This window comes from Ferranicluibacter rubi, assembly GCF_011603255.1.
Taxonomy (GTDB): Bacteria; Pseudomonadota; Alphaproteobacteria; order Rhizobiales; family Rhizobiaceae; genus Ferranicluibacter; species Ferranicluibacter rubi.
The window spans coordinates 21,007-47,127 of record NZ_JAANCM010000013.1; the positions used below are offsets into that span (position 1 = coordinate 21,007).

Below are 26,121 nucleotides of genomic sequence, written 5' to 3' on the forward strand. Positions count from 1 at the left end.
CCGGGAGGGATCATGCAGGCAGATCGGGATACCGTTCTATCCGCCAACCGCATCGACAAGGTATTTCCGGGTGCCAAGGCGCTCAGCCAGGTCGATTTCTCGCTCCGGCGCGGCGAGGTGCATGCGCTTCTCGGCGAAAACGGCGCGGGCAAGTCCACGCTGGTGAAGTGCCTGACGGGTGCCTATCACCGCGACGGCGGCACGATCCTGCTCGATGGCACCGAAATCGACCCGCGCGACACGCTGGACGCGCAGCGTCTGGGCATCGGCACGGTTTATCAGGAGGTCAACCTCCTGCCCAATCTGAGCGTTGCCGAAAATCTCTTCCTCGGGCGCCAGCCGCGCCGGTTCGGCCTGATCGACACGGGCGCGGTCAACCGCAAGGCCCGGGCGCTGCTTGCCGAATACGAGCTCGACATCGATGTGACCGCCGGTCTCGACAGTTTTTCCGTCGCCATCCAGCAGGTGATCGCCATTGCCCGCGCCGTCGATGTGTCGGGCAAGGTGCTGATCCTCGACGAACCCACCGCCAGCCTCGATGCCCATGAAGTCGCCATGCTGTTTCGCGTCGTGCGGCGGCTGAAGGCGAGGGGGCTCGGCATCATCTTCATCACCCACTTCCTCGAGCAGGTCTACGAGATCACCGATCGCGTCACCATCCTGCGCAACGGCCAGCTGGTCGGCACGCGCGACACGGCGAGCCTCGAGCGGCGCGAGCTGATCGCGATGATGCTGGGACGCGAGCTTGCGGCGGAAGTGCATGACGAGGCAGGCGCCGCAAAGGTCGCCGATGGCTCCGTGCGCTTCCAGTTCCGCGATTTCGGCCGCAAGGGCCGCATCAATCCGTTCAATCTCGACGTCAAGGCGGGCGAGGTCATCGGCATTGCCGGGCTGCTCGGTTCCGGCCGCACCGAAACGGCCGAGGTCATGTTCGGCGCCCGACGTGCCGACAGCGGCACCGCGACGATCGACGGCAAGGTGGCGGATCTGTCGTCGCCGCGTGCCGCCATCCGCCAGAAGTTCGGCTTCTGCCCCGAGGACCGCAAGACGGATGGGATCATCGGCGACCTCTCGGTGCGCGAGAATATCGCGCTGGCCCTTCAGGCCCGGCGTGGCTGGGCGCGACCGATCGCGCGTGCCGAACAGGATCGACTGGCCGCCGAGTACATCAAGGCGCTCGACATACGCACGACCGACGCGGAAAAGCCGATCCGGCTTCTTTCGGGCGGCAACCAGCAGAAGGCGATCCTTGCCCGCTGGCTCGCAACCAACCCCGAATTCCTCATTCTTGATGAGCCGACGCGTGGCATCGATGTCGGTGCCCATGCCGAAATCATCCGGCTCATCGAAACGCTCTGCGAGAAAGGCATGTCGCTCATCGTGATCTCGTCCGAAATCGAGGAACTGGTGGTCTACAGCCACCGCGTGATCGTGCTGCGCGACCACCAGCACGTGGCCGAACTGACGGGCGCCGAAATCACCACGGACAGCATCGTCAATACGATTGCCGGGCCGGCGAAGACGCCGGCCGAGCTATCGGCCACCGCCGGGGAGATCGCGTAATGTCCATGCTCGGCCTCTACGGCAGGCGGCTCCTGCCGCAGTTCATCGCGCTCGCTATCATCCTCGGCCTGGTATCGATCGCTTTTCCCGGCTTCTTCAATCTCCAGATCCAGAACGGTCGGCTCTACGGCTCGCTGATCGACATTCTCAATCGCGGCGCGCCGGTCGCGCTTCTGGCGATCGGCATGACCGTGGTCATCGCCACCAAGGGTATCGACCTTTCCGTCGGTGCCGTCATGGCGATCTGCGGGGCCGTCGCGGCATCCGCGATCACCTCCGGCTACTCGCTGCCAGCGACGCTGCTGCTCACGGTCGGCGTCGGCGTTCTCTGCGGCTTGTGGAACGGCATCCTCGTCGCCATTCTCGATATCCAGCCGATCATCGCCACGCTGGTGCTGATGGTGGCCGGGCGCGGCATCGCGCAGATGGTAACCAACGGCGCCATCCTGACCTTCAACGACGAAGGCCTGATCTTCATCGGTAGTGGCTCTCTGTTCGGCCTGCCCATGCCGATCGTCATCTGGATCACGGCCGGCATTCTCGTCGCGCTGCTGGTGCGGCGCACCGCGCTCGGCATGCTGATCGAAGCCGTCGGGGTCAACCGCCGGGCGAGCACGCTTGCGGGTGTCTCGACCCCTGTGCTGCTGATTGCGGCCTATGTCCTCTCCGGCCTCTGCGCCTCCGTTGCCGGTATCATCGCGGCCGCCGATATTCGCGGTGCCGATGCCAACAATGCCGGGCTCTGGCTCGAACTCGACGCGATCCTGGCGGTCGTTATCGGCGGCACGTCGCTGCTCGGCGGCCGGTTCTCGATCGCGGCCTCGCTGCTCGGCGCCATGATCATCCAGTCGATCAATACCGGCATTCTCCTGTCGGGCTTCCCGCCCGAGTTCAACCTGATCATCAAGGCGGCGATCATCGTCTTCATTCTGGTGCTGCAATCGCCCAAGCTGCAAGGCACGCTTGCCTTCTTCTCCCGATCGAATGCCGCCACCAAGCCTGCGGAGAGCAAAGCGAAATGAAAGCCAAACATCTTCCGCTGGCGGCGACGATCCTTATCTTCGTTCTGTCCTATGCGCTCTGCGCCTTCCAGTACCCCAACATCCTGTCGACGCGCGTCATCGGCAATCTGCTAACGGACAATGCCTTCCTCGGCATCGCGGCGGTCGGCATGACCTTCGTCATCCTCTCGGGCGGTATCGATCTCTCGATCGGCTCCGTTATCGCCTTTACCGGCGTCTTCCTTGCGGTGATGATGGAGAACACCTCGATCCATCCGCTGGCCGCCTTCGTGCTGGTGCTGATCATCACCACCAGCTTCGGCGCGCTGATGGGCGCTATCATCCATCATCTGGAGATGCCCGCCTTCATCGTGACGCTCGCCGGCATGTTCCTCGCTCGCGGCATGGCCTTCGTGCTATCCATCGACAGCATCCCGATCCGCCATCCGTTCTATGCGACGATGAAGAGCTTCTACCTCAAGCTTCCGGGCGGCGGGCGGTTGACGCTGATCGGTGGCGTCATGCTGCTGGTCTTCGCGCTCGGCATTCTCATTGCCCACCGCACCCGCTTCGGCACGAATGTCTATGCGCTCGGCGGCGGCGCGCAGACGGCGCGGCTGATGGGGGTTCCCACGGGCCTGACGACGATCATGATCTATGCGCTCTCGGGCCTGCTCGCCGGCCTCTCGGGCATCGTGTTCTCGCTCTACACCTCGGCCGGCTATTCGTTGGCGACTGTCGGCGTCGAGCTGGATGCGATTGCGGCTGTGGTCATCGGGGGAACGCTTCTGTCCGGTGGGTCGGGCTTCGTGGCGGGAACGCTGATCGGCATTCTCATCCAGGGGCTCATTCAGACCTATATCACATTCGACGGATCGCTCTCCAGCTGGTGGACGAAGATCCTCATCGGCTTCCTCCTCTTCGCCTTCATCCTGCTGCAGAAGGGCATTTTGTACCTATCGCGCAACAACCGCGCGCTGGCCTGATACGAAACGGCCCCGTCAGTTCACACTGGACGGGGCCGCTTTGCTTTGCGCTCTAAGGGGCCTCAGGATGCCTTGCCGGGGTCGCCGGCGCTGGCGTCGCGCTCCTCGTAGTTCAGGTCAAAGTCCTTGCCCTCGCGCTTGCTCCCGCCCGGACCGCTGTTGACGGTGCTGTCCTCGGAGCCGGTGATCACGGTGGGCTTTGCGCTCGTGACGCCGTTGTTGTCGCGGCCGATCGTCGGACGCGTGAATGCGCCCTTGGCATCGGTTTCGGCTGCGGGTTTCTGATACTCGGCCATGATGGTTTCCTCTCCGCGTTTATCCGGTGTCGAACGTCTGTCAGACGATATGGTCCGTGGTCTTCCAGTGATCGGCGATCTCGATGAAAGCCGCCTTGATCTCCTCGCGGGTCCAGCCGGCATGCATGGCGGCTTCCGTCACCTGCTGTACCTTCGCTCCGATCGCCTCGCGGCAGTCGAGCGTCCGATCGGCATAATCGTCTTTTTCCCGTGGTTCCTTGATGGGCTGCATGGCGGTTCCTTTTGCTTTTCCTGCATCGGCAAGTGCCGCCGTCCCGACGGATGGCTTCCCGGTGCGTCGGCTCTCGATGGGCCGGCTCTGACAAGAGAACCGCCGGCTGCGGGATAGGTTCCTGTTGAGGCTGCACTGCCCGGTCCCGCCTGGGACGTTGCCCGCACGGGAAGTTGATGGCGTTGCGGAACTGGCATCGCTTTAGGCCGTTGCTGTTCTTCCCGCCTCTGGAGCTTCCGATATGTCCAACGTGCCCAAGATCACGACCTACACAGCGCCTGCCGGCGGATGGGGGTCGGTCAAGTCGCTGATGCGCCAGGCGCGACAGAGCAAGCGGCCGATCTCTATCCTGCCGGGTCTTGCCAAGATCAACAAGCCGGACGGGTTTGCCTGTGTCAGCTGCGCTTGGGCCAAGCCCGCCAAGCCCCATCCGGCCGAGTTCTGCGAGAACGGCGCCAAGGCGACCTTCTGGGAGCTGACGGCCGACCGCGCAACGCCCGCGTTGTTTGCGCGGCATACCCTGACCGAAATGAAGGGCTGGGACGACTTCAAGCTCGAATCCACTGGCCGGCTCACGCACCCGATGCGCTACGAAGCTGCGACCGACCGCTATGTCGAGACCACCTGGGAAGAGGCCTATGCGGCAATTGGCGCCGAGATGAAGGCGATCCAGGCGGAGGATCCGAAGCGCACCGTGTTCTACGCATCCGGCCGCGCCTCGCTCGAAACGTCCTATATGTATGCGCTGCTGGCCCGGCTCTACGGCAACAACAACCTGCCGGACAGTTCCAACATGTGCCACGAGTCGACCTCCGTCGGGCTGCTGGAAAGCATCGGGCAGCCTGTCGGTACCGTGCGGCTGGATGATTTCGAGGCGGCGGATGCGATGTTCTTCTTCGGGCAGAACCCGGGATCGAACAGCCCGCGCATGCTGCACCAGTTGCAGGAGGCCGTGCAGCGCGGCGCGCGGATCGTGACGTTTAACCCGCTGAAGGAGCGGGGGCTCGAGCGGTTCGTCAATCCGCAGGACCCGGTGCAGATGCTGACGCAAAATGCGACCCAGATCTCCTGCCAGTATCATCAGGTCAAGGCCGGCGGCGACATCGCCGTCATCGTCGGCATGGCAAAGGCGCTGCTGGAGGCCGACGATGCCGACCTGCAGCGCGGCGGCAAGGGCGTGCTCGACCGGGAATTCCTCGCCCAGCACACCACGGGCGCCGAAGAGTTCATCGCCTATGTCAGGGCGCAGGACTGGCTGGCGCTGGAGCGGGAATCGGGTCTCAGCCGCAGCGCAATCACGGAAGCCGCCGGCGTCTATATGACCGCGAAGAGCGTTATGGGCATCTACGGCATGGGTCTGACCCAGCACAAGCTCGGGGTTCAGACGGTTCAGGTGCTCGTCAACCTGCTGCTGCTGCGCGGCAATTTCGGCCGGCCGGGTGCCGGTATCTGTCCCGTGCGCGGCCATTCCAACGTGCAGGGCCAGCGCACCGTCGGGATTTCGGAAAAGCCCGAGCTGGTGCCATTGGACAAGCTTGCGGAACTCTACGGCTTCGAGCCGCCGCGCGAAGAAGGGCTTGCAACCGTGGATGCCTGCAAGGGCATCATCGAGGGAACGGTGGATGCCTTCATAGGCCTCGGCGGCAATTTCCTGCGGGCCGTGCCGGAACAGGGACTGATGGAAGAGGCGTGGCCGCGTATGCGGCTGACGGTGCAGATCGCGACCAAGCTCAACCGGGGCCACCTGTTCAACGGTCGTGTCGCCTATCTCTTGCCGTGCCTCGGACGCACCGAGATCGATCAACAGGCGAGCGGGCCGCAGACCGTGACGATGGAGGACAGCACGTCCTGCTTCCACGGATCGAAGGGTTTTCACGCGCCAGCCGCCGATACGCTGCAGTCGGAAATCCGCATTGTCGCCGAGCTGGCAAAGGCGTCGCTGGCGCCGAACCTGCGTGTTCCCTGGGACCGGTGGGTGGACGACTATGCCACGGTGCGCGACGCGATCGAGGCCACCTATCCCGACCTCTTCAAGGATTTCAACAAGCGGATGCACACGCCCGGCGGCATGGAAAAGCCGCTGCCGGTGCGCGATTTGATCTGGAAGACGGAGAGCGGCAAGGCCGAGTTCAAGCTGCCGAAATCCCTATCGGCAAGTTTTGCCGGGGACGGTCCCGATGTGTTGCGGCTGATGACGCTGCGCTCGAACGATCAGTTCAACACGACGGTCTATGGCTATGACGACCGTTTTCGCGGGGTAGATGGTACGCGCATGGTGTTGTTCCTAAACAAAAAAGAGATGGCGCGGATCGGCGCGCGGGCAGGCGAGACGATCGCGCTCGAAACCGTTGCCAACGACGGTGTGGCGCGCCGCATCGACGGGCTGCAGATCGTGCCCTACGACATTCCGGACGGGTGCTGTGGCGCCTATTATCCCGAATGCAACGTGCTGATTCCGCTCTGGCAGCATGCCGAGCGGAGCAAAGTGCCCGCGGCGAAATCGGTTCCGGTGCGGATCGTGCGATAGCTTAAAGACAAAAAGCCCGCTTGCCGGAGGGGACGGTAGGCGGGCTTTCGCATTTCGACGTATCTTTGATCAGGCCGCGTTGGGATCAATCAGGGCGAAACCCATGCCCGGCTGTTTGCGCCGGCGTAGGACGGCGGGTGTTTCCGTCAGGATGACTTCGAGCGTCGGATTGACGATACCCGACACGAAATGTCCGCCACGCGTGGTGCAGTCCCTGAGGCCTAGGACCGCGTGGAGATGCAGGCTCGGCTTGCCGTCATCGTCCTCCGCCACGTCGCCGAGGAGGCTCAGAACCTCGCTCTGCTCCGCGACGTCTGTGTTCACGTAGGATTTCTCCGCCATGTCGAACCAGGCGATGGTGGCCTCAGAGAACGCGCCAATCGCGGTGATCGACGCGCCGCTGATGGCGTTCTCGGCAGCGAACTGCGTGATGGCGGCGAAGGCTTCCTCTTCTTTTTCGAGGATCAGCACGAACATGCGATCTGTTGTGCCGCTGGAGATCTCGCGGCTCTTCATTGCAGCGGCTGCCCGTTGGAGGCGGAGAGGCCGCCATCGACGGCGATATTGGCGCCGGTGATGAAGCTGGCATCGGGGCTGGCGAGGAAGGCAATGACGGCGGCGACCTCTTCCGGCTCGCAGACGCGGCCAAGAGGGATGCGCTCGTAGAAGGTCTCAAGCAGCGGCTCGTCGTCCATCATGTCCTCGGTCATGCCGGTGCGGGTGAGGCTCGGGCAGACCGCGTTGACGCGAATGCCGCGCTTGCCGAGGTCCATGGCGAGCGCGCGGGTGAAGTTGACGACGGCGCCCTTGGCGGCATTGTAGGGGCTCATGCCCCAGTCGCCGCCCATGCCGGAGACGGAGGCCGTGTTGATGATAGAGCCGCCGGTCTTTTCGAGATGCGGGATTGCGGCGCGGCAGCCGTAGAAGACGCCGTCCGCATCCGTTGCCATGACCTTGCGCCAGGCGTCGTCGGTGATTTCTTCCGGCTTGCCGCTTTCTGCCGTTCCCGCATTGTTGACGAGCACGTCGATCTGTCCGAAGCGATGAACGGCGGTTTCCACCAGCGCATCCACGGAGGTGGATTGGGAGACGTCGGCCACCTGCACCAGCGTACGATCTTTCGGGAAGGCCTGTGCGGTGGTTGTCAGCGTCTCCCCATCCTTGTCTACCATGACGACGCGAGCGCCTTCATCGGAGAAGCGACGGGCGGTGGCCGCGCCAATGCCGGAGGCCGCACCGGTGACGATGACGACCTTGTCTTCGAAGCGATTCATGCAATCTTCCTTCATGTCAGTCTCTGCCGCAGCGCCGAGACGCTGCGGCACGTATTTTGTCGCCGCCGCCGCCTTACCCGGCAGCGACGGGACAGCGGGCACCGGGCTCACTTACGGGCACGGGATTGCGTTCCGAGCGGAAGGCCGCCGATGAGTCGTAGGCCTGACGGCGCATGCGCATGATGGAGCCAAGCGGCTGGTGCTCAACAATGCCGTTCCAGGGGCGGAAGGACAGGCCGTCATCGATGCGCTTCTGCTTCTCCTCCGTCCAGGCATCCTGCGGCTTCACAGTCAGCCGTGCCACGGGAATGAACGGGCTTTGGTCTTCATCCCACAGCGCGGAGGCGTCCTCGACCGGCATGGCTTCCAGATCCGTGCAGAGCTGCACCCGAAGTTCCCATGTCGCGGTCTCGCCGCCGAAAAAGCTCCGGACGGCGTTTCTCAGCGCGTTCTCGTCCTTATCGGCGTCGATCGGCTGGTCCTTCAGAGCTTTCAGGTTCTCGGTCACCGGCACCAGTGTAAATTTGGCGATGTAGTCGCCATAGCGGTGCGGCAGCTGCGTAAAGAAGCTTTCGCCGAGAATATGGGTCTCGGGATGGCCGCCGAGGCTCTTCAGCGTAGCACTTTCGGCGCCGAATTTCTCCAGCGCACTTTCCACGACGCGGAAGACCTTCGATGCCACCTCCTTGGTTCGCTCCATGCGGTCGGTCGTTAGCGCCAAGCCTTTGAGGTTCGTCAGGAAGGCCTTGGCGCTCGGGGAGTTGAACAGCTTGCCATTGACCATCAGGAAATCCTGGCTGGTCGAACCTTCCAGCCCGCCGGGCAGGCGCTCGCCTTCGACATCGAGGATCTTCAGCGAGAAGCCGCGCGGGGTCGATACGCTGTCATGGAGGATATCGCCCGGCGAGGTGGACAGGCGGATGACCGCCTTGTGCCGGCCGGGCTTGGCGAAGATGCCTTGCGCGAGAGGCTCCGGCAGATCGGGCAGAATGTCCAGCTCGCCATCGAGCAAGCCGTGGCTCTTCGCATGCACGCTGCGCACGGCATGGCCGCCATTGCGCCAAGTGGTGTGGGCGATGGAGAGCAGGGTTTCGGCCAGCGCCCGGGACGTCTCCGGCTCGTCCTTTTCGATGGTTTCGACATCGGGGCGGTAGCGTTCAAGTTTCGTGGGGAGCTGGGTCATGCGTGCTTCAACTGGCTTTCAAGAATCTTGTCGATGGTGATGGGGAAATGGCGGAAGCGCGTGCCGGTCGCGTGGTAGATCGCGTTGGCAACGGCTGCGGCAACGCCAACGATGCCGATCTCGCCGAGGCCTTTCACGCCGATCGGGCTTGCCTTGTCGTCATGCTCATCGACGAAAATGACCTCCAGATCGGAAATGTCGGCGTGCGCCGGCACGTGATATTCGGCGAGATTGTGGTTCATGATCCGGCCGGTGCGGTGGTCGATCATGCTTTCCTCGTGCAGCGCCATGCCGATGCCCATGACGATGCCACCCAGGATCTGGCTGCGGGCCGTCTTGGGGTTGAGGATGCGGCCGGCGCCGATGGCGCTGACGACGCGGGTTACCCTGATGACGCCCAGCTGCTCGTCGATCTTGACCTCCACGAACACGGCGGAGTGGGTGTAGCTGACGAACTTTCGCATCTGCAGCATGTCCGGCCCGGCCTTGCCCGGCTCCTCGACGGAGGATAGCTGCTTGGAGGCGAGGATATCCGACAAAGCGATACCCACCTGGCTGTTGACGTCCAGCACCAGCCGGCCGTCGCGGATCACGACCTCCTCGGGCTTTGCTTTTCCAAGCGGCGAGTTCTCCATGTCCTGCGCCATGTCGAGCAGCGTCGCCTTCACCGCTTCCGCGGCGATCTGCACGGCGGAACCGGTGGAGGCCGCAGTCCAGGATCCGCCTTCCACACCCGTGGTCGGAAGCGTCGAGTCGGCGATCGCGACATGGACGGCCTCGATCGGCACGTCAAAGGCCTCGGCACCGAGCTGGGCGAGGATCGTGTAGGTGCCGGTACCGATGTCGGTTGCGGCGGCAGACACGGTGACCTTGCCGTCGATCGCGTAGCGGACCTTCGCTTCGGCCGGCGCCATGCCGGCCTCCCAGAAGCCGGTGGCCATGCCCCAGCCGACGAGATCGTGCCCGTCGCGCATAGAGCGGGGCGCCGCGGACCGCTCGCTCCAGCCGAAGGCTTCAGCGCCTTCGCGGTAGCAGGCGTGCAGCGCCTTGGAGGTCAGCTGTTTGTCGCCGTTCTGGTCGAAGTGGATGAAGTTCTTCACCCGCAGGTCCAGCGGATCCATGCCGATTTCGGTAGCAAGCTCGTCCATGGCGGATTCGAGCGCGAGAACGCCGGTGGCCGCCCCCGGTGCGCGCATGTCGCCGGGCGTGGACATATCGACCTGAGCGAGTTCGTAGGTCAGCTTGGCATTGTCGCACTTGTAGGCGAGGCCCGACCAGTTGACGACGACCTCCTGATAATCCTCGTAGCGCGACGTTGCCTGCACGGCGTGGTGCATGACCGATTGCAGCATGCCGTCCGCGTCGGCTGCGAGCGACACCGTCTGCAGGGAGGAAGGCCGCCATGTCAGGGCGAACATTTCCTGACGCGACATTTCCACCTTCACCGAGCGCTTCAGGTCGAGGCTCGCCATGACGGCGAGAAACAGCTGGTGCTTGGGACGCAGGCCTTGTCCGAAAGCGCCGCCGACATAAGCGTTCTTGACGACGACATCGTCCGGATCGAGCCCGAAAATGTTGCAGATATAGTCGCGCGAGGCCTGCGACCCTTGCGTCTTGTCGTGCACGGTCAGCTGCTGGTCGCTCTCCCAGAGCACCGTGGTAGCAAACAGCTCCATCGGATTATGGTGCTCACCCTCCATCACGTATTCCGCGGAGATCCTGTAGGCAGCACCCGCGAAAGCCTCTTCCGGTTCGCCGCGCGGCTTCGGCGGCGGCTGGATGCCGGAACGCTTCTTCTTCGGCTCGTAGGCGTTCGGGTAGACGGTGTGCAGGTTCGTCTCCGGCGTCTCCGCCTTGTATTCCACCGTCACGAGCGACGCCGCATCGCGTGCGGCCTCGTAGGTTTCCGCGATGACGAGCGTCACCGGCTGTCCATCGAACTGGATGTGAGGCTTTTCGAGCGGGCGGAACGGGCTGCCGGGCGGGGCCACGCTGTCCTGCCACTTGCTGTCCCACCAGGCCGCACTTGGGCGGTTCTCATGCGTGTAGATCTTGACAACGCCGGGGACGGCCTCGGCCTTCGACGTGTCGATGTTGCGGATCTTGCCGGTGGCGATGGCGGACAGGACGATAGCGCCATGCAGCATGCCGGGCTCGTAATGCTCGGCCGCGTAAGGCGCGGTGCCGGAGACCTTTAGCGGGCCATCGATCCGGGAGACCGGGAGCCCTACGATTTTGGAGGGGTTGAACATGGAATTCTCCTAGCGAATGGCTTTTTCGGACTGCACCTGCGGCGTGCCGCTGGCGGCCTGCGTCAGGGCGCGGATGATCGTCCGCTCGGCCATCGGGATCTTGAAATCATTGCCGCCTTGTCCCTGGGCGCCGGCAAGAAGCCGCTGCGCCAACTGGCGGAACGTGGCCTCGTCGGCAGGCTTGCCGGCGCATTCGGCCTCCGCGAGCGGATTACGCCACGGCTTGTGCGCGACGCCGCCGAGCGCCACACGGATATCGACGATCGCGCCGTCCTTCATGTCGATCGCGGCTGCGACCGAGACGAGAGCGAAGGCGTAGGACAGGCGGTCGCGGATCTTCAGATAGCTGTGGTTCGCGGCGAAGTGATCCGGATGCAAGCGGATGGCGACGACCATTTCGTCCGGCGCCAGCGTGTTGTCATATTGCGGCTCGTCGCCGGGAAGGCGGTGGAAGTCGAGGAAGGGAATATCGCGCCGGCCATCGGGGCCCTCCACCTCGACCACGGCATCGAGCGCGGCGAGAGCGACGCACATGTCGGACGGGTGCGTGGCGATACAGGAGGCGCTTGTGCCGAGGATCGCATGGATGCGGTTCACGCCGCCGATCGCGCCGCAGCCGGAACCTGGCTCGCGCTTGTTGCACGGGCTCGACGGGTCGTAAAAGTAGTAGCAGCGGGTGCGCTGGAGCAGGTTTCCGCCCGTGGTCGCGGCGTTGCGCAACTGCGGGGAGGCGCCTGCCAAAAGTGCGCTGGCGAGCAGCGGAAAGCGATCGATGACGGTTGGATCATAGGCGAGCGCCGCATTGCTCACCAGCGCGCCGATTCTCAACGAACCGTCTTCAAGCGTTTCGATGTCCTTCAACGGCAGGCGGTTGATGTCGATGACGGTGGCTGGGCTCATGACGTCGTACTTCATAAGGTCCACGAGATTTGTGCCGCCGGCAAGAAGCCGAGCCTGCGGATCTGCCGATAACGCCGCCACGGCGCCGGCAACATCTTCGGCGCGAATGTAGGAGAACTGTTTCATTCCGCAGCCTCCTTGTAGCTCTTGCCGGACCGCTGGCCCATCACCTGTTCGATCGCATCCGCGATGTTGGTGTAGGCCCCGCATCGACAGAGGTTGCCGCTCATCAGTTCACGGATTTCTTCGCGGGAGTGCGCATGGCCTTCGTTCATAAGGCCGGCGGCGGAACAGATCTGTCCGGGCGTGCAGTAGCCGCACTGGTAGGCATCGTGATCGACGAAGGCCTGCTGGAGCGCGTGAAGATTGCCGGGCTGCCCAAGACCTTCGATCGTAGTGATTTCGGCACCGTCGAGCGTGACGGCGAGTTTCAGGCAGGAATTGACCCGCTGTCCGTCGATGAGGACGGTGCAGGCGCCACACTGGCCGTGGTCGCAGCCTTTCTTGGTGCCAGGCAGTTCCATTGGGCCCCGCAGCAGGTCGAGAAGCGTGACCCAGGGGGCAACGTTCAGCCGCTCCTGCCTCCCGTTCAGCGTGATCACGATCGGAATGGCCATTCGTTCGGCATCGGCGTGAAGCATAGCAAACCCTTTCTCGCCCTAAATTTGGAGATGGATCACAACTGTATGCGGGTCGGAATGTTCCGACCGGAACCTCTGCCCGGTCATTCCGTTTGGTTCGCACACGGTAATCAGAAGAGTAGCGAGGACGCAGCGGATGGCACGACGAGCGAGCTGGAAAGGCCAGTTGAAATTGCGGGATCTCACCTGCGCGGTTGGGCTCTACACCGCCATTTCCTCGTCTGAAAAAATCTCGTTCAACATCATCAACCGCAAGACCGGCCACCGGGTCGAGCGGCAGTTCGTGGACAGCGAAACCGGCAAGCCGGTGGAGCGAGACGACCAGATCAAGGGTTATCCCCTCGACAATGGCGACTATATCGCGATCGAAGGCGACGAACTGGCGGCATTGATGCCCGACAGCGACAAGGTGCTGAAGGTGACACGCTTCATCGCTCTCGATGCGGTCGATACGCTCTATTTCGACAAGCCCTACCATCTGGTGCCTGTCGAGGATCACGACGCGGAAACGCTGGCACTGCTGGCGCGCACCATGCGGGATGAAAATGTTGCGGCGATCGCGGAGGCCATCCTCTTTCGGCGCAACCGCACCGTCTTGATCCGCCCGCAGGACGACACGCTGATCGCGACGACGCTCAACTTCGACTACGAGGTCCGCTCGGCCAAGACGGCTTTCAAGTCCGTCCCGGAGATCGAATTCGACGAGGAAATGCTGGAGCTGGCCGGGCATATCATAGGCACGAAATCCGGCACCTTCGAACCGGAGAGTTACACCGACCGCTATAATGATGCACTGGCCGAACTGATGAAGGCGAAGATCGAGGGGCGGACCATCGAGAAGAAGGCGCCGCCGAAGCACGACAATGTCGTCGATCTTAAGGAGGCGCTCCGGCAGAGTTTGGGCGGTACGGGTTCCAAGACCAAATCGACCGGTAAGGCCAAGGCTGCGGGTTCGCGGCAGAAGAAGGCGAGCTGACGATGAGTCTGGACACCTACAATGCCAAGCGACGCTTCGATGCGACGCCGGAGCCGAAAGGCGAGGCTGCCAAAGCTGCAAAGCGGAAGGCCGCCACTGATAGCGCGAGCTTCGTCATCCAGAAGCATGACGCCACACGATTGCATTATGATTTCCGGCTCGAAATGGATGGTGTGCTGAAAAGCTGGGCCGTGACCAAGGGGCCAAGCCTCAACCCCGAGGACAAGCGGCTGGCGGTCCATGTCGAGGACCATCCGCTGTCCTATGGCGATTTCGAGGGCGTGATCCCCAAGGGGCAATATGGCGGCGGTACTGTCATCGTCTGGGACCGCGGCACATGGACGCCGATCGGCGATCTCGCCAAGGCCTACGCCAAGGGGCATCTGGAATTCACCCTGGACGGTGAGAAGCTCCAGGGGCGCTGGCATCTGGTGCGCATGCATGGCAAGCCGGGCGAGACGCGCGAGAACTGGCTGCTGATCAAGGGCGACGATGAGGCGGCGCGGGACGACAGCTTCGACATTCTCAAGGAGCTACCGGAATCGGTGAAGTCTGGACGCGACCTGAAAGACGTCGCCAAGAATCCCGGCGATACCTGGAACTCGAAGAGCACGTCGAAGGCAAGCAACACAAAACGGGGCAAGCCCGCCAAGGTAACGACAGCTGCCGAGGGACAGGCGCATGCCTGGCCGAAGGGCGCGAGGAAGGCTGTTCTTCCGGATTTCGTGGAGCCGGCGCTGGCGACGCTGAAGCCGAAGGCGCCTTCAGGCGACCGGTGGGTGCACGAGATCAAGTTCGACGGCTATCGCCTGCAGGCGCGTATCGAGATGGGCAATGTCCGGCTGCTCACCCGCAGCGGGCTCGACTGGACGGAGCGGTTCGGCGATCAGGTCGCCGCCGCCTTTACGGGCCTACCGGTGGAGACGGCGCTGATCGATGGCGAAATCGTAGTTCATAAGGACAATGGCGCGTCCGATTTCTCCGCCCTACAGGAGGATCTGAGCCTCGGGCGCAGCGACCGGTTCATCTATTACGCTTTCGACATCCTGCATCTCGACGGTCATGACCTGACCAAAGCAACGCTGATCGACCGCAAAAACCTGTTGCAGAAGCTCATCCTCGCCGACAGCCCCATCGTCCGCTTCAGCGAGCATTTCGAGGACAATGGCGATCTCGTGCTGACGCATGCCTGCCGGTTGAGTCTGGAAGGCGTGGTGTCCAAAGAGCGTTCCGGCCTCTATGTCTCGGGCCGCAAGGGTAGCTGGGTCAAATCGAAGTGCTCCGAGCGGCAGGAGTTCGTGATCGGCGGCTATGCGCCGTCTTCCACCTCGGATCATGCGATCGGCGCGCTGGCGCTCGGGGTCTACGAGGAAGGTGCGCTGCGCCATGTCGGGCGTGTCGGCACCGGGTTCAGCCATGCGACGGCGGATATGCTGTTCGAGGCGTTGTCGGCCATCGAGCGCTCGGACAGCCCGTTCCGCGACAAGCTGACGGCGGATGCGCGGCGCGGCCTGCATTATGTGGAGCCGACTCTGGTGGCGGAGGTCGAGTTTCGCGCATGGTCGGCCGATGGCAACCTGCGCCACGCGTCGTTCCGCGGCCTGCGGGAGGACAAGCCGGCAAGCGAGGTGCGGCAGGAACGTCCGGCCGCGGAAAAGGGCCGGACATCGCCCGCTCTTCCCAAGGCGGCGATCACCTTGACGCATCCCGACAGGGTCTACTGGCCGAAGGAGGGCGTGACGAAGCAGGGGCTTGCCGAATATTACGCGCAGGTCTGGTCGTTCATGGCACCCTATGTGGTCGATCGGCCGCTCTCGCTGTTGCGCTGCCCGGATGGCATCGACGGCAAGCAGCGCTTCTTCCAGAAACATGCCTGGCGCGGGATCAACAAGGCAATCGATCAGATCCAGGATCCGAAGGACAAGGCAGGCGAGCCGTCCTTGCGCATCACGAATTTCGACGGGCTGATCGCACTCGTGCAGTCCGCGGCACTCGAAATCCACCCCTGGGGTACGACGACGCGGAACTGGGAAAAGCCCGACATGATCACCATGGACCTCGACCCCGGCGAGGATGTGAGCTGGGCCGAGATCATCGAGGCCGCTCTTCTGCTGAAGGGAGAGATCGAGGCGAAGGGGCTTGCTGCCTTCGTCAAGACATCCGGCGGCAAAGGACTGCATGTGGTCGTTCCCCTGAAGCCTTCCGCAGGGTGGCCGGCAGTCAAGGCTTTCGCCAAGGCACTGGCGACGGATGCGGCGAAAAAGGATCCGGACCGCTATCTCGCGGTGGCCACCAAGGCGAAGCGCCGCGGGCGGATCTTCATCGACTATCTTCGCAACGGGCGCGGGGCGACGGCGGTTGCGCCATATTCCACGCGCGCGCGACCGGGCGCAGCCGTCTCCGCGCCGCTCGCATGGTCGGAACTGTCGGAGGCGATCGGACCCGATTATTTCACGGTGGAAAATATGCCGGCGCGGCTGACGTCGTTGAAGAAGGACCCATGGGACGGGTTCTTCGCAGCGGCCAAGGTGCTGCCGAAGGCTTGAGGCATCGACTATTGGGAGGAGGGCTTAGCCGCTCTTCTCCTGTTGCAGGCTCTTCTTCAGCGCGTCCATGATGTTGATGACGTTGCCCGATGACTTGACGGGTGCGCGCGACGTCTTGGCCGGCTTACCATCCTTTTTCTGGCGGCTCTTGATGAAGGCCTTGATCTTCTTCTGGACAGGGTCCTGAACCAGCGTCGGGCTCCATGCGCCCTTGTCCTTCTCGACCAGCTTTGCGAGCGCTGCCATTTCCGCCTTGCCGCCCTTGGCCTTCATGTCGAGGTCGGCGACGGCCTCGCGGACATCTTCGCCGTAATGCAGCGTCCAGAGCACGATGCCCTTGCCGTTCGGCACGAGCAGCACGGCGCGCTCGCGGCGATAGAGGACGAGGCGGGCGATGCCGACGACGTTGTTGCGGGTCATGGCCTCGCGAATGACGCAGAAGGCCTCGGCGCCGACCTTGTCCTCGGGCACGAGGAAATGCGGTTTGTCGTACCAGAGCCAATCGATGGAATCGCGCGGCACGAAGGTGGAGATGTCGATCGTGCGCGTGCTTTCCAGCCCGACGCCCTCGATCTCGTCGTCCTCCAGCAGGACATAATCGTCCTCACCTTTGGGGAAGCCCTTTACCTGATCCTTGTCCGCGACCTTCTTATGCGTCACACTGTCGATGTAGCGGCTTTCGACCCGGTTTTTCGTGGCGCGGTTGAGAACATGGAAACGCACCTTCTCGCTTTCCGTGGTCGCGGGCGTCAACGATACGGATGCGGTGACGAGCGAGAGCCGCAGGTAGCCTTTCCAGAAACTGTTGCGGGCCATGTCTTATCCTCGATAGCGGTGGCGAATCATCAACCCGCCACCGCCGAAAAGGTTGCCGTGCCAGTGTCATACGGTTTCCGGTCTGATTTACTGGAAACCGTATCAGACGATCAGCCCTGACGCGCCAGCTTCAGGATCGCCGACGTTCCCTCTTTCGGGTTTTCGGTGACGGCGTAGATCGCGCCGTCGGGGCCGATCTTTACGTCGCGGATCCGGGCTTCGAGCGGAATTCGCTCCTCGTGGCTGACCTTGTCGCCATCCATGTGCAGGACGACGAGACCGGTGGAGACGAGGCCGCCGATGAGGGCCGCGCCGTCCCATTCCGGAAACTCGGCGCCGCTGTAGAACACCATGCCGGAGGGGCCGATGACCGGATCCCAGTAGTAGACTGGCTGCTCCATGCCGTCTTTGGCGGTGATGCCGTCGCCGATGGCCGAGCCGCTATAATCGATGCCATAGGTAATGACCGGCCAGCCATAGTTAAGGCCAGCCTGCGGCATGTTCAGCTCGTCGCCGCCCTTAGGCCCGTGCTCGACGGTCCAAAGCCGGCCCTTCGCATCCAGTGCCGCCGATTGCAGGTTGCGGTGGCCGTAGCTCCAGATTTCCGGCTGGGCATCCCCCTTGCCCGCAAACGGGTTGTCGGCAAGGGCCTTGCCGGAGGTGTCGATGCGGAAGACCTTACCGAAGCCGCTCTTCAGGTCCTGCGCGAAGACGCGGGTCTCGCGGTCGGAGCGCTCGCCGACGGTTACGTAGAGTTCGCCATTGTTGCCGAAGACAAGGCGGGAGCCGTAGTGCTTGGTGTTGTCGTAGCCGGGCATCTGGCGGAAGACGACGTTGACGTCCTCCAGCGCCGCGCCGCCCTGATCGTCCGCTACCAGTTTGGCCGAGGCGACGGAGGTGCCGTTGCCTTCGTCACGCGGCTCTGAGAAGGAGAAGAAGATGCGGTTGGAGGTGGCGAAATCCGGTGCGATCGCGATATCGAGCAGGCCGGCCTGACCGTCCGAGATCACGGCGGGCACGCCCTTCAGCGCCGTGCTTGGCTTGCCGTCCGCACCGACGATATGCATGGAGCCCTTCTTGGCGGCGACCAGCATGCGGCCATCCGGCAGGAACTCCATCGACCAGAGCTGCGGCAGGCCTTCAGCGACGGCCTGATGGGTCACGGTCGGCATCTTGTCCGGCTGCGGCGCGCGGGTCTGATTCTCGAAGGCAGGTCTCTGGTCGGGTGCGTTCGCCGCTTCCGTCTCGACCGGCTTGCCGGCGGCCTTTACCTCGCCGGTTGCGGGCGGCTGGCCTTCGACATGGTCGATGGGGGAGGTGTCGCCCGTGGACTGGGCCATCAGGGGGCTCGCGGTCAGGAGTGCGGTCAGGACGGTTCCGGCAAGGAGGCAAGCACGCATTTTCATCGATGTTCCTGTCTTGATGACGGCGTCGGGCGACGCATTGACGATGGAAACGATGTAGAGCGTCGGTTACGGATTGCTCATCGCGCCGCGTTCAAGATTATTTTATCGCCGTGTCGGTAAGGTTCCGGCAATCGTCTGACACTTGCAGCCATGTCCGGGCAGAAGCGTTTGGAGGCCGGGGTGGGGATGGTGTAGATCAGGGCGCATGAAGATCGCATTCTACGCTCCCCTCAAGTCTCCCCGTCACCCGGTACCCTCGGGCGACCGGCTGATGTCGCGGCTGATGATGCAGGCGCTCGAGCTTGCCGGCCATCAGGTCGCGCTCGTCTCGGAATTGCGCAGCTTCACGCGCACGCCGGCGGAGATCAACGATCTCGAGGCGGTGGCCGCTGCCGAGCGTGATCGCATCGCGGCGGACTGGCAAGCGCACGGCGTGCCCGATTGCTGGTTCTGTTATCATCCCTATTACAAGGCGCCGGACCTCCTTGGGCCGTCACTCTCGCGCGCTTACGGCATCGGTTACGTCACGGTCGAGGCCTCCTATTCGGCGCGGCGCGACAAGGATGGTTGGGCGGCGGCGCAGGCGGCGCTTTTGGAAACGCTGACGGCGGCGTCGGTCAATATCTGCATGACCGAGCGGGACAAGGTCGGCATTCTCGACGGTGCGCCGCATGCGCGCGTCGAGCGCTTGCAGCCGTTCATCGATCCTGCTCTTTTCCTCGCCCGCGATCCCGCGCCGCATCCCGGCCGTCTCGTGACCGTGGCGATGATGCGTCCGGGCGATAAGATGGACAGTTACCGGATGCTGGCTGACGCGCTGTCGCGCCTGCTGCATCTACCCTTCACGTTGTCGATCGTGGGCGATGGCAAGGCGCGTTCCGAGGTGGAGGCCCTGTTCGCGCCGCTCGGGTCCGGCCGGGTCGTGTGGTGCGGAGAGCGAAGTGCGCAAGAAGTGGCGGCGCTGTTGTCGACTTCCGCGCTTTATGTCTGGCCCGGCTGCGGCGAGGCCTACGGGCTTGCCTATCTGGAAGCACAGGCGGCGGGTCTGCCCGTGGTGGCGCAGGCCATTGCAGGCGTTCCCGAAGTGGTGGTGCATGGGCGCACGGGCGTGCTGACGCCGCCGGGCGATGTCGAGGCCTATGCGGAGGCCATTGCCGGCTTTCTCAAGGATGAGACGCGACGACAGGCCATGGGAGCGGAGGCTCGATTGTTTGCGGGGACGGAGCGTGGACTTGCGCCCGCCGCGTCCCGGCTCGGCGATATTCTCGACCGGCATGTGCAGGTGAAGCGGGAGCCGCGGTCATGAACACCGATATCACCACCGTCCTCGATCGCTTTCAGGAGGGGGGACGTGTCGCCCGCTTCTGGCTGCGCGACGATGACGCCATCGAGCCGACGCCGGCCCTCGATCGTCTGCTGGAGCTGACGGAGGCTAATGATGTTCCATTGACGCTCGCCGTCATACCGGAGCCGACGGGCGAGGCGCTTGCCGAGCGGTTGACGCGCGCGCGCCATGTCAGCGTGACGGTGCACGGCTGGCGGCATGCCAATCATGCGCTGGAAACGTCCAAAAAGCGGGAACTCGGAGCCGATCGTCCTGCGGATGTCGTTCTCGGGGAGCTTTCGGCGGGTTTTACCAAGCTTGCAGACCTGCATGGCGACCGGTTCCAGCCGGTGCTGGTGCCGCCGTGGAACCGGATCGATCCGGGCCTTCTGCCCCGTCTCTCCGGCCTGGGCTTCCGGGCCTTCTCGGTTTATGGGCCGGAGAAGCCCGCCGTGCTGCCGATGATCAACACGCATGTCGACGTGATGGACTGGCACGGCACGCGCGGCTGCCGCGACCGGGACGCGTTGTGGCGCGAGATCGCCGCACGGCTGACCGTCTGCCTGGAAAGCGGCGGCAGCATCGGCCTGCTCACGCATCATCTCGTTCATGATGAGGCCGTGTGGGCGTTTCTTGGCGATCTGTTCGACGCGACGACCGCGCATCCTGCCTGCCGCTGGGTGGGGCTTGCCGAGCTTGTCGAAGAGATGGCTGTCGATCAGAAACGGTAGCTGACGCCGAAACCGAGCGAGAGGCTTTTCACGTCCGTGCGCGCCGTGACGCCGGAATTGGTCAGGACCTGCGTGGGTGGCAGGACCAGCCGCATTTCGGTGTTGGCAAGCCATGTCTCGGTTATCTGCACATCCATGCCGGCGCGGATCATCGGCGAGATCTGGCGTTCCACGCTGAAGTCCTTGACAAGGGGGCTCGCAGGCTTTGCGCCCTTGTACCACGTCGCAACCGCGCCGAGACCGATATAGGGGTTGATGCGGGCGTCCGGCAGCAGGTGATAATCCGCCGATAGCGCCAGCGGCAGCGCCCAGATGGAGCCGACGTCGATATCGCCATAGAGGCTGTCGCGGATCTTGAACCGCGTCTTCAGCGCGCCGGCCTGGCCCGTGATGGCGATGTGGTCGGTGAGGAAATAGCTGACATCCAGATCCGGCAGCACCAGGCGCGGAACCTCGATCGTGCCGCCGATCAGGTCGATGCGCGAGTGCAGATCGTAGGGCAACACGCCGGAGATACGGGCCCGTATCAAAAGATCGCCGGCACCGAGACCGGATATGGGAGCGGCGCTCGTCTCATGGTTTCCGGCTGTGTCGAGTGCGGCATCCTGAGCCGACGCAGATTGTCCCGGAGCCAGAAAGCCGATGATTCCAGACAGAATGATCCCGAAGTGGATGGTGTGGAATGCTACCTGTCTGTCGTCTCCCGATGGTGGTGAAAGAACTCGGTTGTCCTGTTCGTAGAGCCTGCCCATCGTCGTCATTGCAGTTCCAAATCACGCATTGATCTAATATCTATTATTCTATTTAAGCTCTATCGATCATACATGATAGCGCGTGTTTTGACGGAAGGATTCTGGGGGCTTTTCCCGGAAATGAAGGGGTGTTTATGGTAGACGTGCAGACGCTGCTCGTCTCGAGCGTAACGGCACGTGCGGGGTTTCTTCTCGTCTTCCTGCTCTACAGTTTTCGCCCGGGTGCGACGAACGCTTACCGGTTCTGGACGCTGAGCATCCTCTGTTCCGCGCTTGGCATCTGGCTGACCTACCAGGACGCCGGCTATCCGAACTTCAGCGCGGAAAAAGGCGCTCTGGTCTACTTCGTCGTCGGTCTGAGCATCGTGTCGGTGGAGGCGGGGGCGAAGTCGTTCTTCGACTTGCCGCTCGATCGCGTCAAGTTCGTCGCGACGTGGATCGCGCCGGGGCTGACCTACTGGACGGCCGCGAGCATCGGCCTTTCCCCAAGTTACGTGCTGGCGTTGACCATGAGCACGCTCGTCTACATCCTCATCACCGCATCCTCGAGCTTCCTCAAGGGGCGCCGGCAGAAGCGCCTGCCATCCCAGATCCTGATCAGCTCGTCGCTCGCCTTCTATGCCGTTGCTCTCGTGGGAACGATCCTCTCGCTGATCGTCGGCCATCTCTTCGGTTATGAAGGCCTCGGCCCAAGCAGTCGCAACATCTACCTCTCCGTGTTCATCGACCAGACCGTCAGCGTCCTCATCTATGTGGGGCTGGTGGCCATGACGCTCGAGGAGGCGCAGCGCCAGATGCAGATCGCCGCGACCACGGACCCGCTGACAGGCCTTGCCAATCGCCGTGGGCTGCAGGAGCGCGCGCTGGCGATTATCGGCGTCGGGCAGCGGCTGCAGCGGCCGATGGCGGTGCTGATCGCGGATATCGACCACTTCAAATCGATCAACGACCGTTACGGCCATGCCTATGGCGATCGCGTGCTGCAACAGTTTGCCGAGCGACTGCCCGTCGTCGTCAAGCGCCAGCAGGATGTGCTTGCCCGCTGGGGTGGCGAGGAGTTCGTCGCCGTCCTTCACGGTGCGTCGCTGGAGGATGCCACGCATCTTGCCGAGCTGCTCTGCCGGACGATCGAGGAACGGCCGTTCGACGTCGACGGCACGAAGGTCACGGTGACCACCAGCATCGGCGTCGCGCCCTTCGGGGGTGAGGAGCCGCTGCTGGAACAGGCGATCCACATCGCCGACGCCGCGCTCTACAAGGCCAAGCGCACCGGGCGCAACCGGGTTTGCGTCAGCACCGCGATGCAGGATCTTGTGGCAGAAGCTGCTGGCTGATCAGAGATCGACGCTCTGGCCTTGCCCGGTCGATCAGAGATCGACGGTCTCGCTGTGTCGGGTCGATCAGAGATCGACGACCTGCCCGTCGAACGCAGAAAAGGCGCCGGGGAAGAGGATCTTTGCCTGTTTCTCCACGGCATCGAGCGCGTCGTCGGTGCGGAACGGGGCGTGATGCATGAAGGCGACGCGTTTGGCGCCGGCAGCTTTCGCAAGACGGATGCCCTGTTCCCAGGAGGAGTGGCCGTAGCCGACATGCCGTTCCATCTCGGCGTCGTCATACATGGCGTCGTAGATGAAGAGGTCGCAGCCTTCGATCAGTTCGAGCACGGCGGGGTCGAGCGTTCCGGGGTGATGTTCCGTATCGGTGATGAGCGCGCAGGCGCGTCCGCCCCATTCGACGCGGTAGCCGACGGCACCGCCGGGATGGTTGAGGCTGCCGGTGCGGATCTCGACGCCGCGGACGGGGGTGAGCAGATCGCCCGAGCGGAAATCGCGCGCGTCCAGCGCCGCGCGGCAGATATCGGGCTCGACCGGAAACCAGGGCGGCCGCATGAATTCGCCGATCATCTGGCGCGTCGACATGCGCCCGGCGAGATGCCCCGACCAGAGCGTCACGTCGGCGGAATGGTCATAGAGCGGCGGGAAGAACGGCAGGCCGATGATGTGGTCGTAATGACAGTGCGTGAAGAACAGGTTGAACGCGGACACACCTTCGGCCTTGAGCGCGACGCCGGCCGGCATCAGGCCCGAGCCTGCATCGAAGATCAGGCGTTCGCTACCGCATTGCATCTCGATGCACACGGTCCGGCCGCCATAGCGCTGGAACTCGGCCCCCGCCACCGGCAGGCTTCCCCGAACGCCCCAGAAACGTACGCGAAACAGATTGTCGTTCACACTTTGCTTCAGTTTCGACCCGCCCCTTTCGGTGGCTTGCCAACACTGTCCCTCTGCTGTTGCGTGGGTCAGGATCGACCCCGCCGGCTTCTGTGTCCGGCCGTATTTTTGACATGTTATCCAAACTGTCCACATGAAGCGAGACGGGCATTCGCTTTTTCTCGCTTCTCGTGTCAGAGACAGGGAAACGCTATCCGATCCCGCTTTCGAAACCGTTGCCTTCGTCATGTCTTTCAAGGAATTTCCGCCGATCGCCGTGATCGCCGACGCTCATGTTCACGATCCCGCTACCGACTTCGGTTTTCCCGGTGCGGCCCATACGGGCGGTCTGTCCGTTCGGCCGCTGGCGGAGGCCGCACGGTCCACACGGGTGTTCAACGAGAGCCTGCAGGCTTTCCGCACGGCGCTCGACGATGTCGCGTCGCGCGGCATCCGGCATGTTGTCCTGCTGGGCGATTATACCGATGACGGGCAGGTTGCGACCACGGCGGCGGTTGCCGTGATCCTCAAGGACTATAATGCGCGGCACGGCATGGCGTTCTTCGCCTTGCCCGGAAACCACGATATCTTCGCCGATGCCGGCCGGCATCGCACCAAGCGGTTTTTGGAAGCGGACGGATCGAGTGCGGTGGTGACGAGCCATCCGGTGAACACTTCGGGCGCCACCCTGCCGCCGGGGATCCCGCGCGATCTCGCGGTGACGGTGTCGCCCGGGATGTTCTGCCCCGGCTATCCCGACGGGCTGATGCCGTTCGGGGAGCACGGCTATTTCCCGCAGCCATCCTATCTTCACTGGGAGACGCCTTTCGGTCTCCAGGGCGATAACGAAAAGCGGATGTTCACCGCAATCTCATCGAGCGGAGCGACGCGACGGTCGCTGATGGAGGCCTCCTATCTGGTGGAGCCGGTCGAGGGGCTGTGGCTGCTGATGATCGACGCGAATGTGTTCGTGCCGATCGATGGATCGGACGACTGGGTCGACAGCACCTCTGCCGGCTGGAATGCGATGATGGTGTACAAGCGTCATGTCATCGACTGGATGACCGATGTCGGTGCGCGGGCCGCGCGTCTCGGCAAGCGTCTCGTTGCCTTTTCCCATTATCCCGCGCTCGATCCGCTGGATGGAACCCGGGCGGCGGAGATCGCGCTGCTCGGGCCCACGGCAACATCGGGCCGTATTCCCGGCGGCGCGGTCGGAGAGGCGTTCATCGCGGCAGGGATACCCCTCCATTTCAGCGGACATCTTCACGTCAACGACACGGCGCAGATGCGGCGCGAGGACGGGTTCTTCGTGAACGTCGCCGTCCCCTCGCTCGTCGGCTTTCCCCCGGCTTACAAGATCCTGACGCTGCGTGAGGGCACGGCCGAGATCGAGACGGTGTCGCTCGGAGATATGTCGATGGATGGGGCGATCGGAGCGCTCTATGCCGCCGAAGTGCGGCGCACCGGCGTGAAGACCGGGGGAATGGCCGAGGCGACCCGCTATGGCGACTTCCTCTCGGCCCATATAGGTCATCTCGCCTGGCGGCGGCACCTGAAGCGGGAATGGCCGGCAGCGCTCGGCGCGTTGCTACGGGCTGCCACGCTTGGCGATCTCGCTCAGCTGGCAATGCGGCCCGCGGTTCCGATGGAGGATGTCGCTGCCATGCTTCCGGTCGCGCGTGGTCAGGCGAACGCTTCGGAGGAGGGCAGTCCGGAGGCACTGTCGGCCATCGCGTTCCTTGGCGACTGGTATCGCCTGCGGATGGCAAGCGATTTCGGGCTGGCTTCGGTCTCACGGCCGCGGCTGCGGTTCTACGACAAGCTCTCGGCGCTTTATCAGGCGCAGGCTTGGCCTGATGGCTCGGCGCAAAGCGGGATTGCGGCGATGCTGTCGCTCTTCGAGGCCTACCGCAGTGGGTTGCCCTCGAAGGATTTCCGGATCGACCTGCGCACCGGCGATATCACGGCGCGCTGAGCTCTATTCCGCTGCTATCGAAGCTATTCGAGTTCGCGCACGCGGCTGCGGGCTTCCGTCAGCTCGCTCGTCGTGTGGCTCAGGCGGTCGGCCAGCACGCGCATGATCTCGATGGTGATTTCGGGAAAGTCCGTGAGGAGCTTGATGAAGTGGTCCTTGCGGATGCGCAGGGCCTCGACTGCCGTCGTCGTCTTCACGGTTGCCGTTCGCGAGACGTCGCAGAGGATGGCGATCTCACCGACGATCGAATTGCGCTCGACTTCGGCCACGCGGATCGGGCCGGTCGAGGATTCGACCAAAATCTCTGCCTTGCCGTCCAGCACGACATAGGCCGCATCGCCGGCATCGCCCTGGTGGAAGAGCGTTTCGCCGATGCCGTAGCTTACGCGGTCGGAGGTGAAGGCCAGCAGCTTCAGCTTGCCGGCTTCCACACCGGAAAAGAGCGGCACCCGCCGCAGCATTTGCACTTCGTCCTTCAGCAACATCAGCTTGTAAACTCCCCATGTTCGGCGCTGCCCGCCCGTGTC

The 26,121-nt window shown here is 63.5% G+C and carries 23 protein-coding genes; 10 read left to right on the forward strand and 13 right to left on the reverse strand.

Features of this window, described 5'->3' with window-relative positions; translation table 11 throughout:
- The first annotated feature begins 12 nt into the window (after nt 1–12).
- From ytfR to yjfF, 3 genes are read left to right on the forward strand one after another with little or no spacing between them, the layout of a single operon-like run.
- A complete protein-coding gene (gene ytfR / locus G8E10_RS20995) occupies nt 13–1,563 on the forward strand; it encodes a galactofuranose ABC transporter, ATP-binding protein YtfR (protein ID WP_167130556.1) in 1,551 nt (516 codons plus the stop codon).
- The gene (locus tag G8E10_RS21000; RefSeq protein ID WP_167130557.1) at nt 1,563–2,585 is read left to right on the forward strand and encodes an ABC transporter permease; all 1,023 of its coding nucleotides are present in this window, start codon (nt 1,563–1,565) and stop codon (nt 2,583–2,585) included. The genes ytfR and G8E10_RS21000 overlap by 1 nt, the downstream gene beginning before the upstream one ends.
- Nucleotides 2,582–3,550 carry a galactofuranose ABC transporter, permease protein YjfF gene (gene yjfF / locus G8E10_RS21005; protein WP_110733686.1) on the forward strand — a complete coding sequence of 323 codons (969 nt, stop codon included), beginning with the start codon at nt 2,582–2,584 and terminating at the stop codon, nt 3,548–3,550. Before G8E10_RS21000 ends, yjfF begins: the two co-directional genes overlap by 4 nt.
- A gap of 62 nt (nt 3,551–3,612) precedes the next feature.
- On the opposite strand, the gene G8E10_RS21010 is transcribed toward yjfF, so the two are convergent.
- Together G8E10_RS21010 and G8E10_RS21015 are read right to left on the reverse strand one after the other, a co-directional pair.
- Nucleotides 3,613–3,846 (reverse strand): hypothetical protein, encoded by a 234-nt coding sequence (locus tag G8E10_RS21010; protein ID WP_167130540.1) that lies wholly within the window; start codon nt 3,844–3,846, stop codon nt 3,613–3,615.
- Nucleotides 3,847–3,886: 40 nt separating this feature from the next.
- Complete coding sequence (locus G8E10_RS21015; RefSeq protein ID WP_110728526.1) at nt 3,887–4,078, reverse strand: hypothetical protein; 192 nt, start codon at nt 4,076–4,078, stop codon at nt 3,887–3,889.
- A 241-nt stretch (nt 4,079–4,319) separates the two neighbouring features.
- Here G8E10_RS21015 and G8E10_RS21020 point away from each other — a divergent pair, with 241 nt between their 5' ends.
- Nucleotides 4,320–6,605 carry an FdhF/YdeP family oxidoreductase gene (locus G8E10_RS21020; protein ID WP_281517717.1) on the forward strand — a complete coding sequence of 762 codons (2,286 nt, stop codon included), beginning with the start codon at nt 4,320–4,322 and terminating at the stop codon, nt 6,603–6,605.
- 69 nt (nt 6,606–6,674) lie between these two features.
- On the opposite strand, the gene G8E10_RS21025 is transcribed toward G8E10_RS21020, so the two are convergent.
- The 6 genes from G8E10_RS21025 to G8E10_RS21050 all read right to left on the reverse strand — a co-directional run bounded on the left by G8E10_RS21025 (nt 6,675) and on the right by G8E10_RS21050 (nt 12,831).
- Nucleotides 6,675–7,121, reverse strand: a complete 447-nt coding sequence (locus tag G8E10_RS21025; RefSeq protein WP_167130558.1) for a PPC domain-containing DNA-binding protein — start codon at nt 7,119–7,121, stop codon at nt 6,675–6,677.
- Nucleotides 7,118–7,879 (reverse strand): meso-2,3-butanediol dehydrogenase, encoded by a 762-nt coding sequence (budC, locus tag G8E10_RS21030; protein WP_281517718.1) that lies wholly within the window; start codon nt 7,877–7,879, stop codon nt 7,118–7,120. The genes G8E10_RS21025 and budC overlap by 4 nt, the downstream gene beginning before the upstream one ends.
- A 73-nt stretch (nt 7,880–7,952) precedes the next feature.
- Entirely contained in the window at nt 7,953–9,062 is a 1,110-nt protein-coding gene (locus G8E10_RS21035; RefSeq protein WP_167130560.1) for a catalase family protein, read from the reverse strand.
- The gene (locus G8E10_RS21040) at nt 9,059–11,314 is read right to left on the reverse strand and encodes a xanthine dehydrogenase family protein molybdopterin-binding subunit (RefSeq protein ID WP_167130561.1); all 2,256 of its coding nucleotides are present in this window, start codon (nt 11,312–11,314) and stop codon (nt 9,059–9,061) included. The genes G8E10_RS21035 and G8E10_RS21040 overlap by 4 nt, the downstream gene beginning before the upstream one ends.
- 9 nt (nt 11,315–11,323) lie before the next feature.
- Nucleotides 11,324–12,340, reverse strand: a complete 1,017-nt coding sequence (locus G8E10_RS21045; RefSeq protein ID WP_167130562.1) for an FAD binding domain-containing protein — start codon at nt 12,338–12,340, stop codon at nt 11,324–11,326.
- Nucleotides 12,337–12,831, reverse strand: coding sequence for a (2Fe-2S)-binding protein (locus G8E10_RS21050; protein WP_281517719.1), 495 nt, complete (start codon nt 12,829–12,831; stop codon nt 12,337–12,339). Before G8E10_RS21050 ends, G8E10_RS21045 begins: the two co-directional genes overlap by 4 nt.
- A 160-nt stretch (nt 12,832–12,991) precedes the next feature.
- On the opposite strand from G8E10_RS21050, the gene ku (G8E10_RS21055) reads away from it, so the two are divergent.
- Entirely contained in the window at nt 12,992–13,831 is an 840-nt protein-coding gene (gene ku / locus G8E10_RS21055; protein WP_167130564.1) for a non-homologous end joining protein Ku, read from the forward strand.
- Between the two features lie 2 nt (nt 13,832–13,833).
- On the forward strand, nt 13,834–16,377 hold the full coding sequence (gene ligD / locus G8E10_RS21060; protein WP_167130565.1) for a DNA ligase D: 2,544 nt from the start codon (nt 13,834–13,836) through the stop codon (nt 16,375–16,377).
- A 24-nt stretch (nt 16,378–16,401) separates the two neighbouring features.
- Here ligD and ku (G8E10_RS21065) read toward each other — a convergent pair whose 3' ends face one another.
- Together ku (G8E10_RS21065) and G8E10_RS21070 are read right to left on the reverse strand one after the other, a co-directional pair.
- Nucleotides 16,402–17,193, reverse strand: coding sequence for a non-homologous end joining protein Ku (gene ku / locus G8E10_RS21065; RefSeq protein WP_167130566.1), 792 nt, complete (start codon nt 17,191–17,193; stop codon nt 16,402–16,404).
- A gap of 110 nt (nt 17,194–17,303) precedes the next feature.
- On the reverse strand, nt 17,304–18,599 hold the full coding sequence (locus tag G8E10_RS21070; RefSeq protein WP_167130567.1) for a PQQ-dependent sugar dehydrogenase: 1,296 nt from the start codon (nt 18,597–18,599) through the stop codon (nt 17,304–17,306).
- Nucleotides 18,600–18,804: 205 nt separating this feature from the next.
- Here G8E10_RS21070 and G8E10_RS21075 point away from each other — a divergent pair, with 205 nt between their 5' ends.
- Together G8E10_RS21075 and G8E10_RS21080 are read left to right on the forward strand one after the other, a co-directional pair.
- A complete protein-coding gene (locus G8E10_RS21075) occupies nt 18,805–19,905 on the forward strand; it encodes a glycosyltransferase family 4 protein (RefSeq protein ID WP_167130568.1) in 1,101 nt (366 codons plus the stop codon).
- Nucleotides 19,902–20,654 (forward strand): polysaccharide deacetylase family protein, encoded by a 753-nt coding sequence (locus tag G8E10_RS21080; RefSeq protein WP_167130569.1) that lies wholly within the window; start codon nt 19,902–19,904, stop codon nt 20,652–20,654. The genes G8E10_RS21075 and G8E10_RS21080 overlap by 4 nt, the downstream gene beginning before the upstream one ends.
- Here G8E10_RS21080 and G8E10_RS21085 read toward each other — a convergent pair.
- Nucleotides 20,642–21,415 (reverse strand): OmpW/AlkL family protein, encoded by a 774-nt coding sequence (locus tag G8E10_RS21085; protein WP_167130570.1) that lies wholly within the window; start codon nt 21,413–21,415, stop codon nt 20,642–20,644. The two genes, G8E10_RS21080 and G8E10_RS21085, sit on opposite strands and share 13 nt — an antisense overlap.
- Nucleotides 21,416–21,540: 125 nt before the next feature.
- Here G8E10_RS21085 and G8E10_RS21090 point away from each other — a divergent pair, with 125 nt between their 5' ends.
- A complete protein-coding gene (locus G8E10_RS21090) occupies nt 21,541–22,740 on the forward strand; it encodes a GGDEF domain-containing protein (RefSeq protein ID WP_281517727.1) in 1,200 nt (399 codons plus the stop codon).
- 66 nt (nt 22,741–22,806) lie between these two features.
- Here the strand turns inward: G8E10_RS21090 and G8E10_RS21095 are convergent, their stop codons facing one another.
- Nucleotides 22,807–23,637, reverse strand: a complete 831-nt coding sequence (locus G8E10_RS21095) for an MBL fold metallo-hydrolase (protein ID WP_167130572.1) — start codon at nt 23,635–23,637, stop codon at nt 22,807–22,809.
- A 226-nt stretch (nt 23,638–23,863) separates the two neighbouring features.
- Here G8E10_RS21095 and G8E10_RS21100 point away from each other — a divergent pair, with 226 nt between their 5' ends.
- Nucleotides 23,864–25,594, forward strand: coding sequence for a metallophosphoesterase family protein (locus G8E10_RS21100; RefSeq protein ID WP_167130573.1), 1,731 nt, complete (start codon nt 23,864–23,866; stop codon nt 25,592–25,594).
- A gap of 23 nt (nt 25,595–25,617) precedes the next feature.
- Here G8E10_RS21100 and G8E10_RS21105 read toward each other — a convergent pair whose 3' ends face one another.
- On the reverse strand, nt 25,618–26,079 hold the full coding sequence (locus G8E10_RS21105; protein WP_092935006.1) for a cyclic nucleotide-binding domain-containing protein: 462 nt from the start codon (nt 26,077–26,079) through the stop codon (nt 25,618–25,620).
- Between the last annotated feature and the right edge of the window lie 42 nt (nt 26,080–26,121).

Bases quoted from the DNA above. Each gene is read 5' to 3' on its own strand.
- ytfR (WP_167130556.1), top strand. From the start codon at position 13: ATGCAGGCAGATCGGGATACCGTTCTATCCGCCAACCGCATCGACAAG.
- G8E10_RS21000 (WP_167130557.1), top strand. From the start codon at position 1,563: ATGTCCATGCTCGGCCTCTACGGCAGGCGGCTCCTGCCGCAGTTCATC.
- yjfF (WP_110733686.1), top strand. From the start codon at position 2,582: ATGAAAGCCAAACATCTTCCGCTGGCGGCGACGATCCTTATCTTCGTT.
- G8E10_RS21010 (WP_167130540.1), bottom strand. From the start codon at position 3,846: ATGGCCGAGTATCAGAAACCCGCAGCCGAAACCGATGCCAAGGGCGCA.
- G8E10_RS21015 (WP_110728526.1), bottom strand. From the start codon at position 4,078: ATGCAGCCCATCAAGGAACCACGGGAAAAAGACGATTATGCCGATCGG.
- G8E10_RS21020 (WP_281517717.1), top strand. From the start codon at position 4,320: ATGTCCAACGTGCCCAAGATCACGACCTACACAGCGCCTGCCGGCGGA.
- G8E10_RS21025 (WP_167130558.1), bottom strand. From the start codon at position 7,121: ATGAAGAGCCGCGAGATCTCCAGCGGCACAACAGATCGCATGTTCGTG.
- budC (WP_281517718.1), bottom strand. From the start codon at position 7,879: ATGAATCGCTTCGAAGACAAGGTCGTCATCGTCACCGGTGCGGCCTCC.
- G8E10_RS21035 (WP_167130560.1), bottom strand. From the start codon at position 9,062: ATGACCCAGCTCCCCACGAAACTTGAACGCTACCGCCCCGATGTCGAA.
- G8E10_RS21040 (WP_167130561.1), bottom strand. From the start codon at position 11,314: ATGTTCAACCCCTCCAAAATCGTAGGGCTCCCGGTCTCCCGGATCGAT.
- G8E10_RS21045 (WP_167130562.1), bottom strand. From the start codon at position 12,340: ATGAAACAGTTCTCCTACATTCGCGCCGAAGATGTTGCCGGCGCCGTG.
- G8E10_RS21050 (WP_281517719.1), bottom strand. From the start codon at position 12,831: ATGGCCATTCCGATCGTGATCACGCTGAACGGGAGGCAGGAGCGGCTG.
- ku (WP_167130564.1), top strand. From the start codon at position 12,992: ATGGCACGACGAGCGAGCTGGAAAGGCCAGTTGAAATTGCGGGATCTC.
- ligD (WP_167130565.1), top strand. From the start codon at position 13,834: ATGAGTCTGGACACCTACAATGCCAAGCGACGCTTCGATGCGACGCCG.
- ku (WP_167130566.1), bottom strand. From the start codon at position 17,193: ATGGCCCGCAACAGTTTCTGGAAAGGCTACCTGCGGCTCTCGCTCGTC.
- G8E10_RS21070 (WP_167130567.1), bottom strand. From the start codon at position 18,599: ATGAAAATGCGTGCTTGCCTCCTTGCCGGAACCGTCCTGACCGCACTC.
- G8E10_RS21075 (WP_167130568.1), top strand. From the start codon at position 18,805: ATGAAGATCGCATTCTACGCTCCCCTCAAGTCTCCCCGTCACCCGGTA.
- G8E10_RS21080 (WP_167130569.1), top strand. From the start codon at position 19,902: ATGAACACCGATATCACCACCGTCCTCGATCGCTTTCAGGAGGGGGGA.
- G8E10_RS21085 (WP_167130570.1), bottom strand. From the start codon at position 21,415: ATGACGACGATGGGCAGGCTCTACGAACAGGACAACCGAGTTCTTTCA.
- G8E10_RS21090 (WP_281517727.1), top strand. From the start codon at position 21,541: ATGGTAGACGTGCAGACGCTGCTCGTCTCGAGCGTAACGGCACGTGCG.
- G8E10_RS21100 (WP_167130573.1), top strand. From the start codon at position 23,864: ATGTCTTTCAAGGAATTTCCGCCGATCGCCGTGATCGCCGACGCTCAT.
- G8E10_RS21105 (WP_092935006.1), bottom strand. From the start codon at position 26,079: ATGTTGCTGAAGGACGAAGTGCAAATGCTGCGGCGGGTGCCGCTCTTT.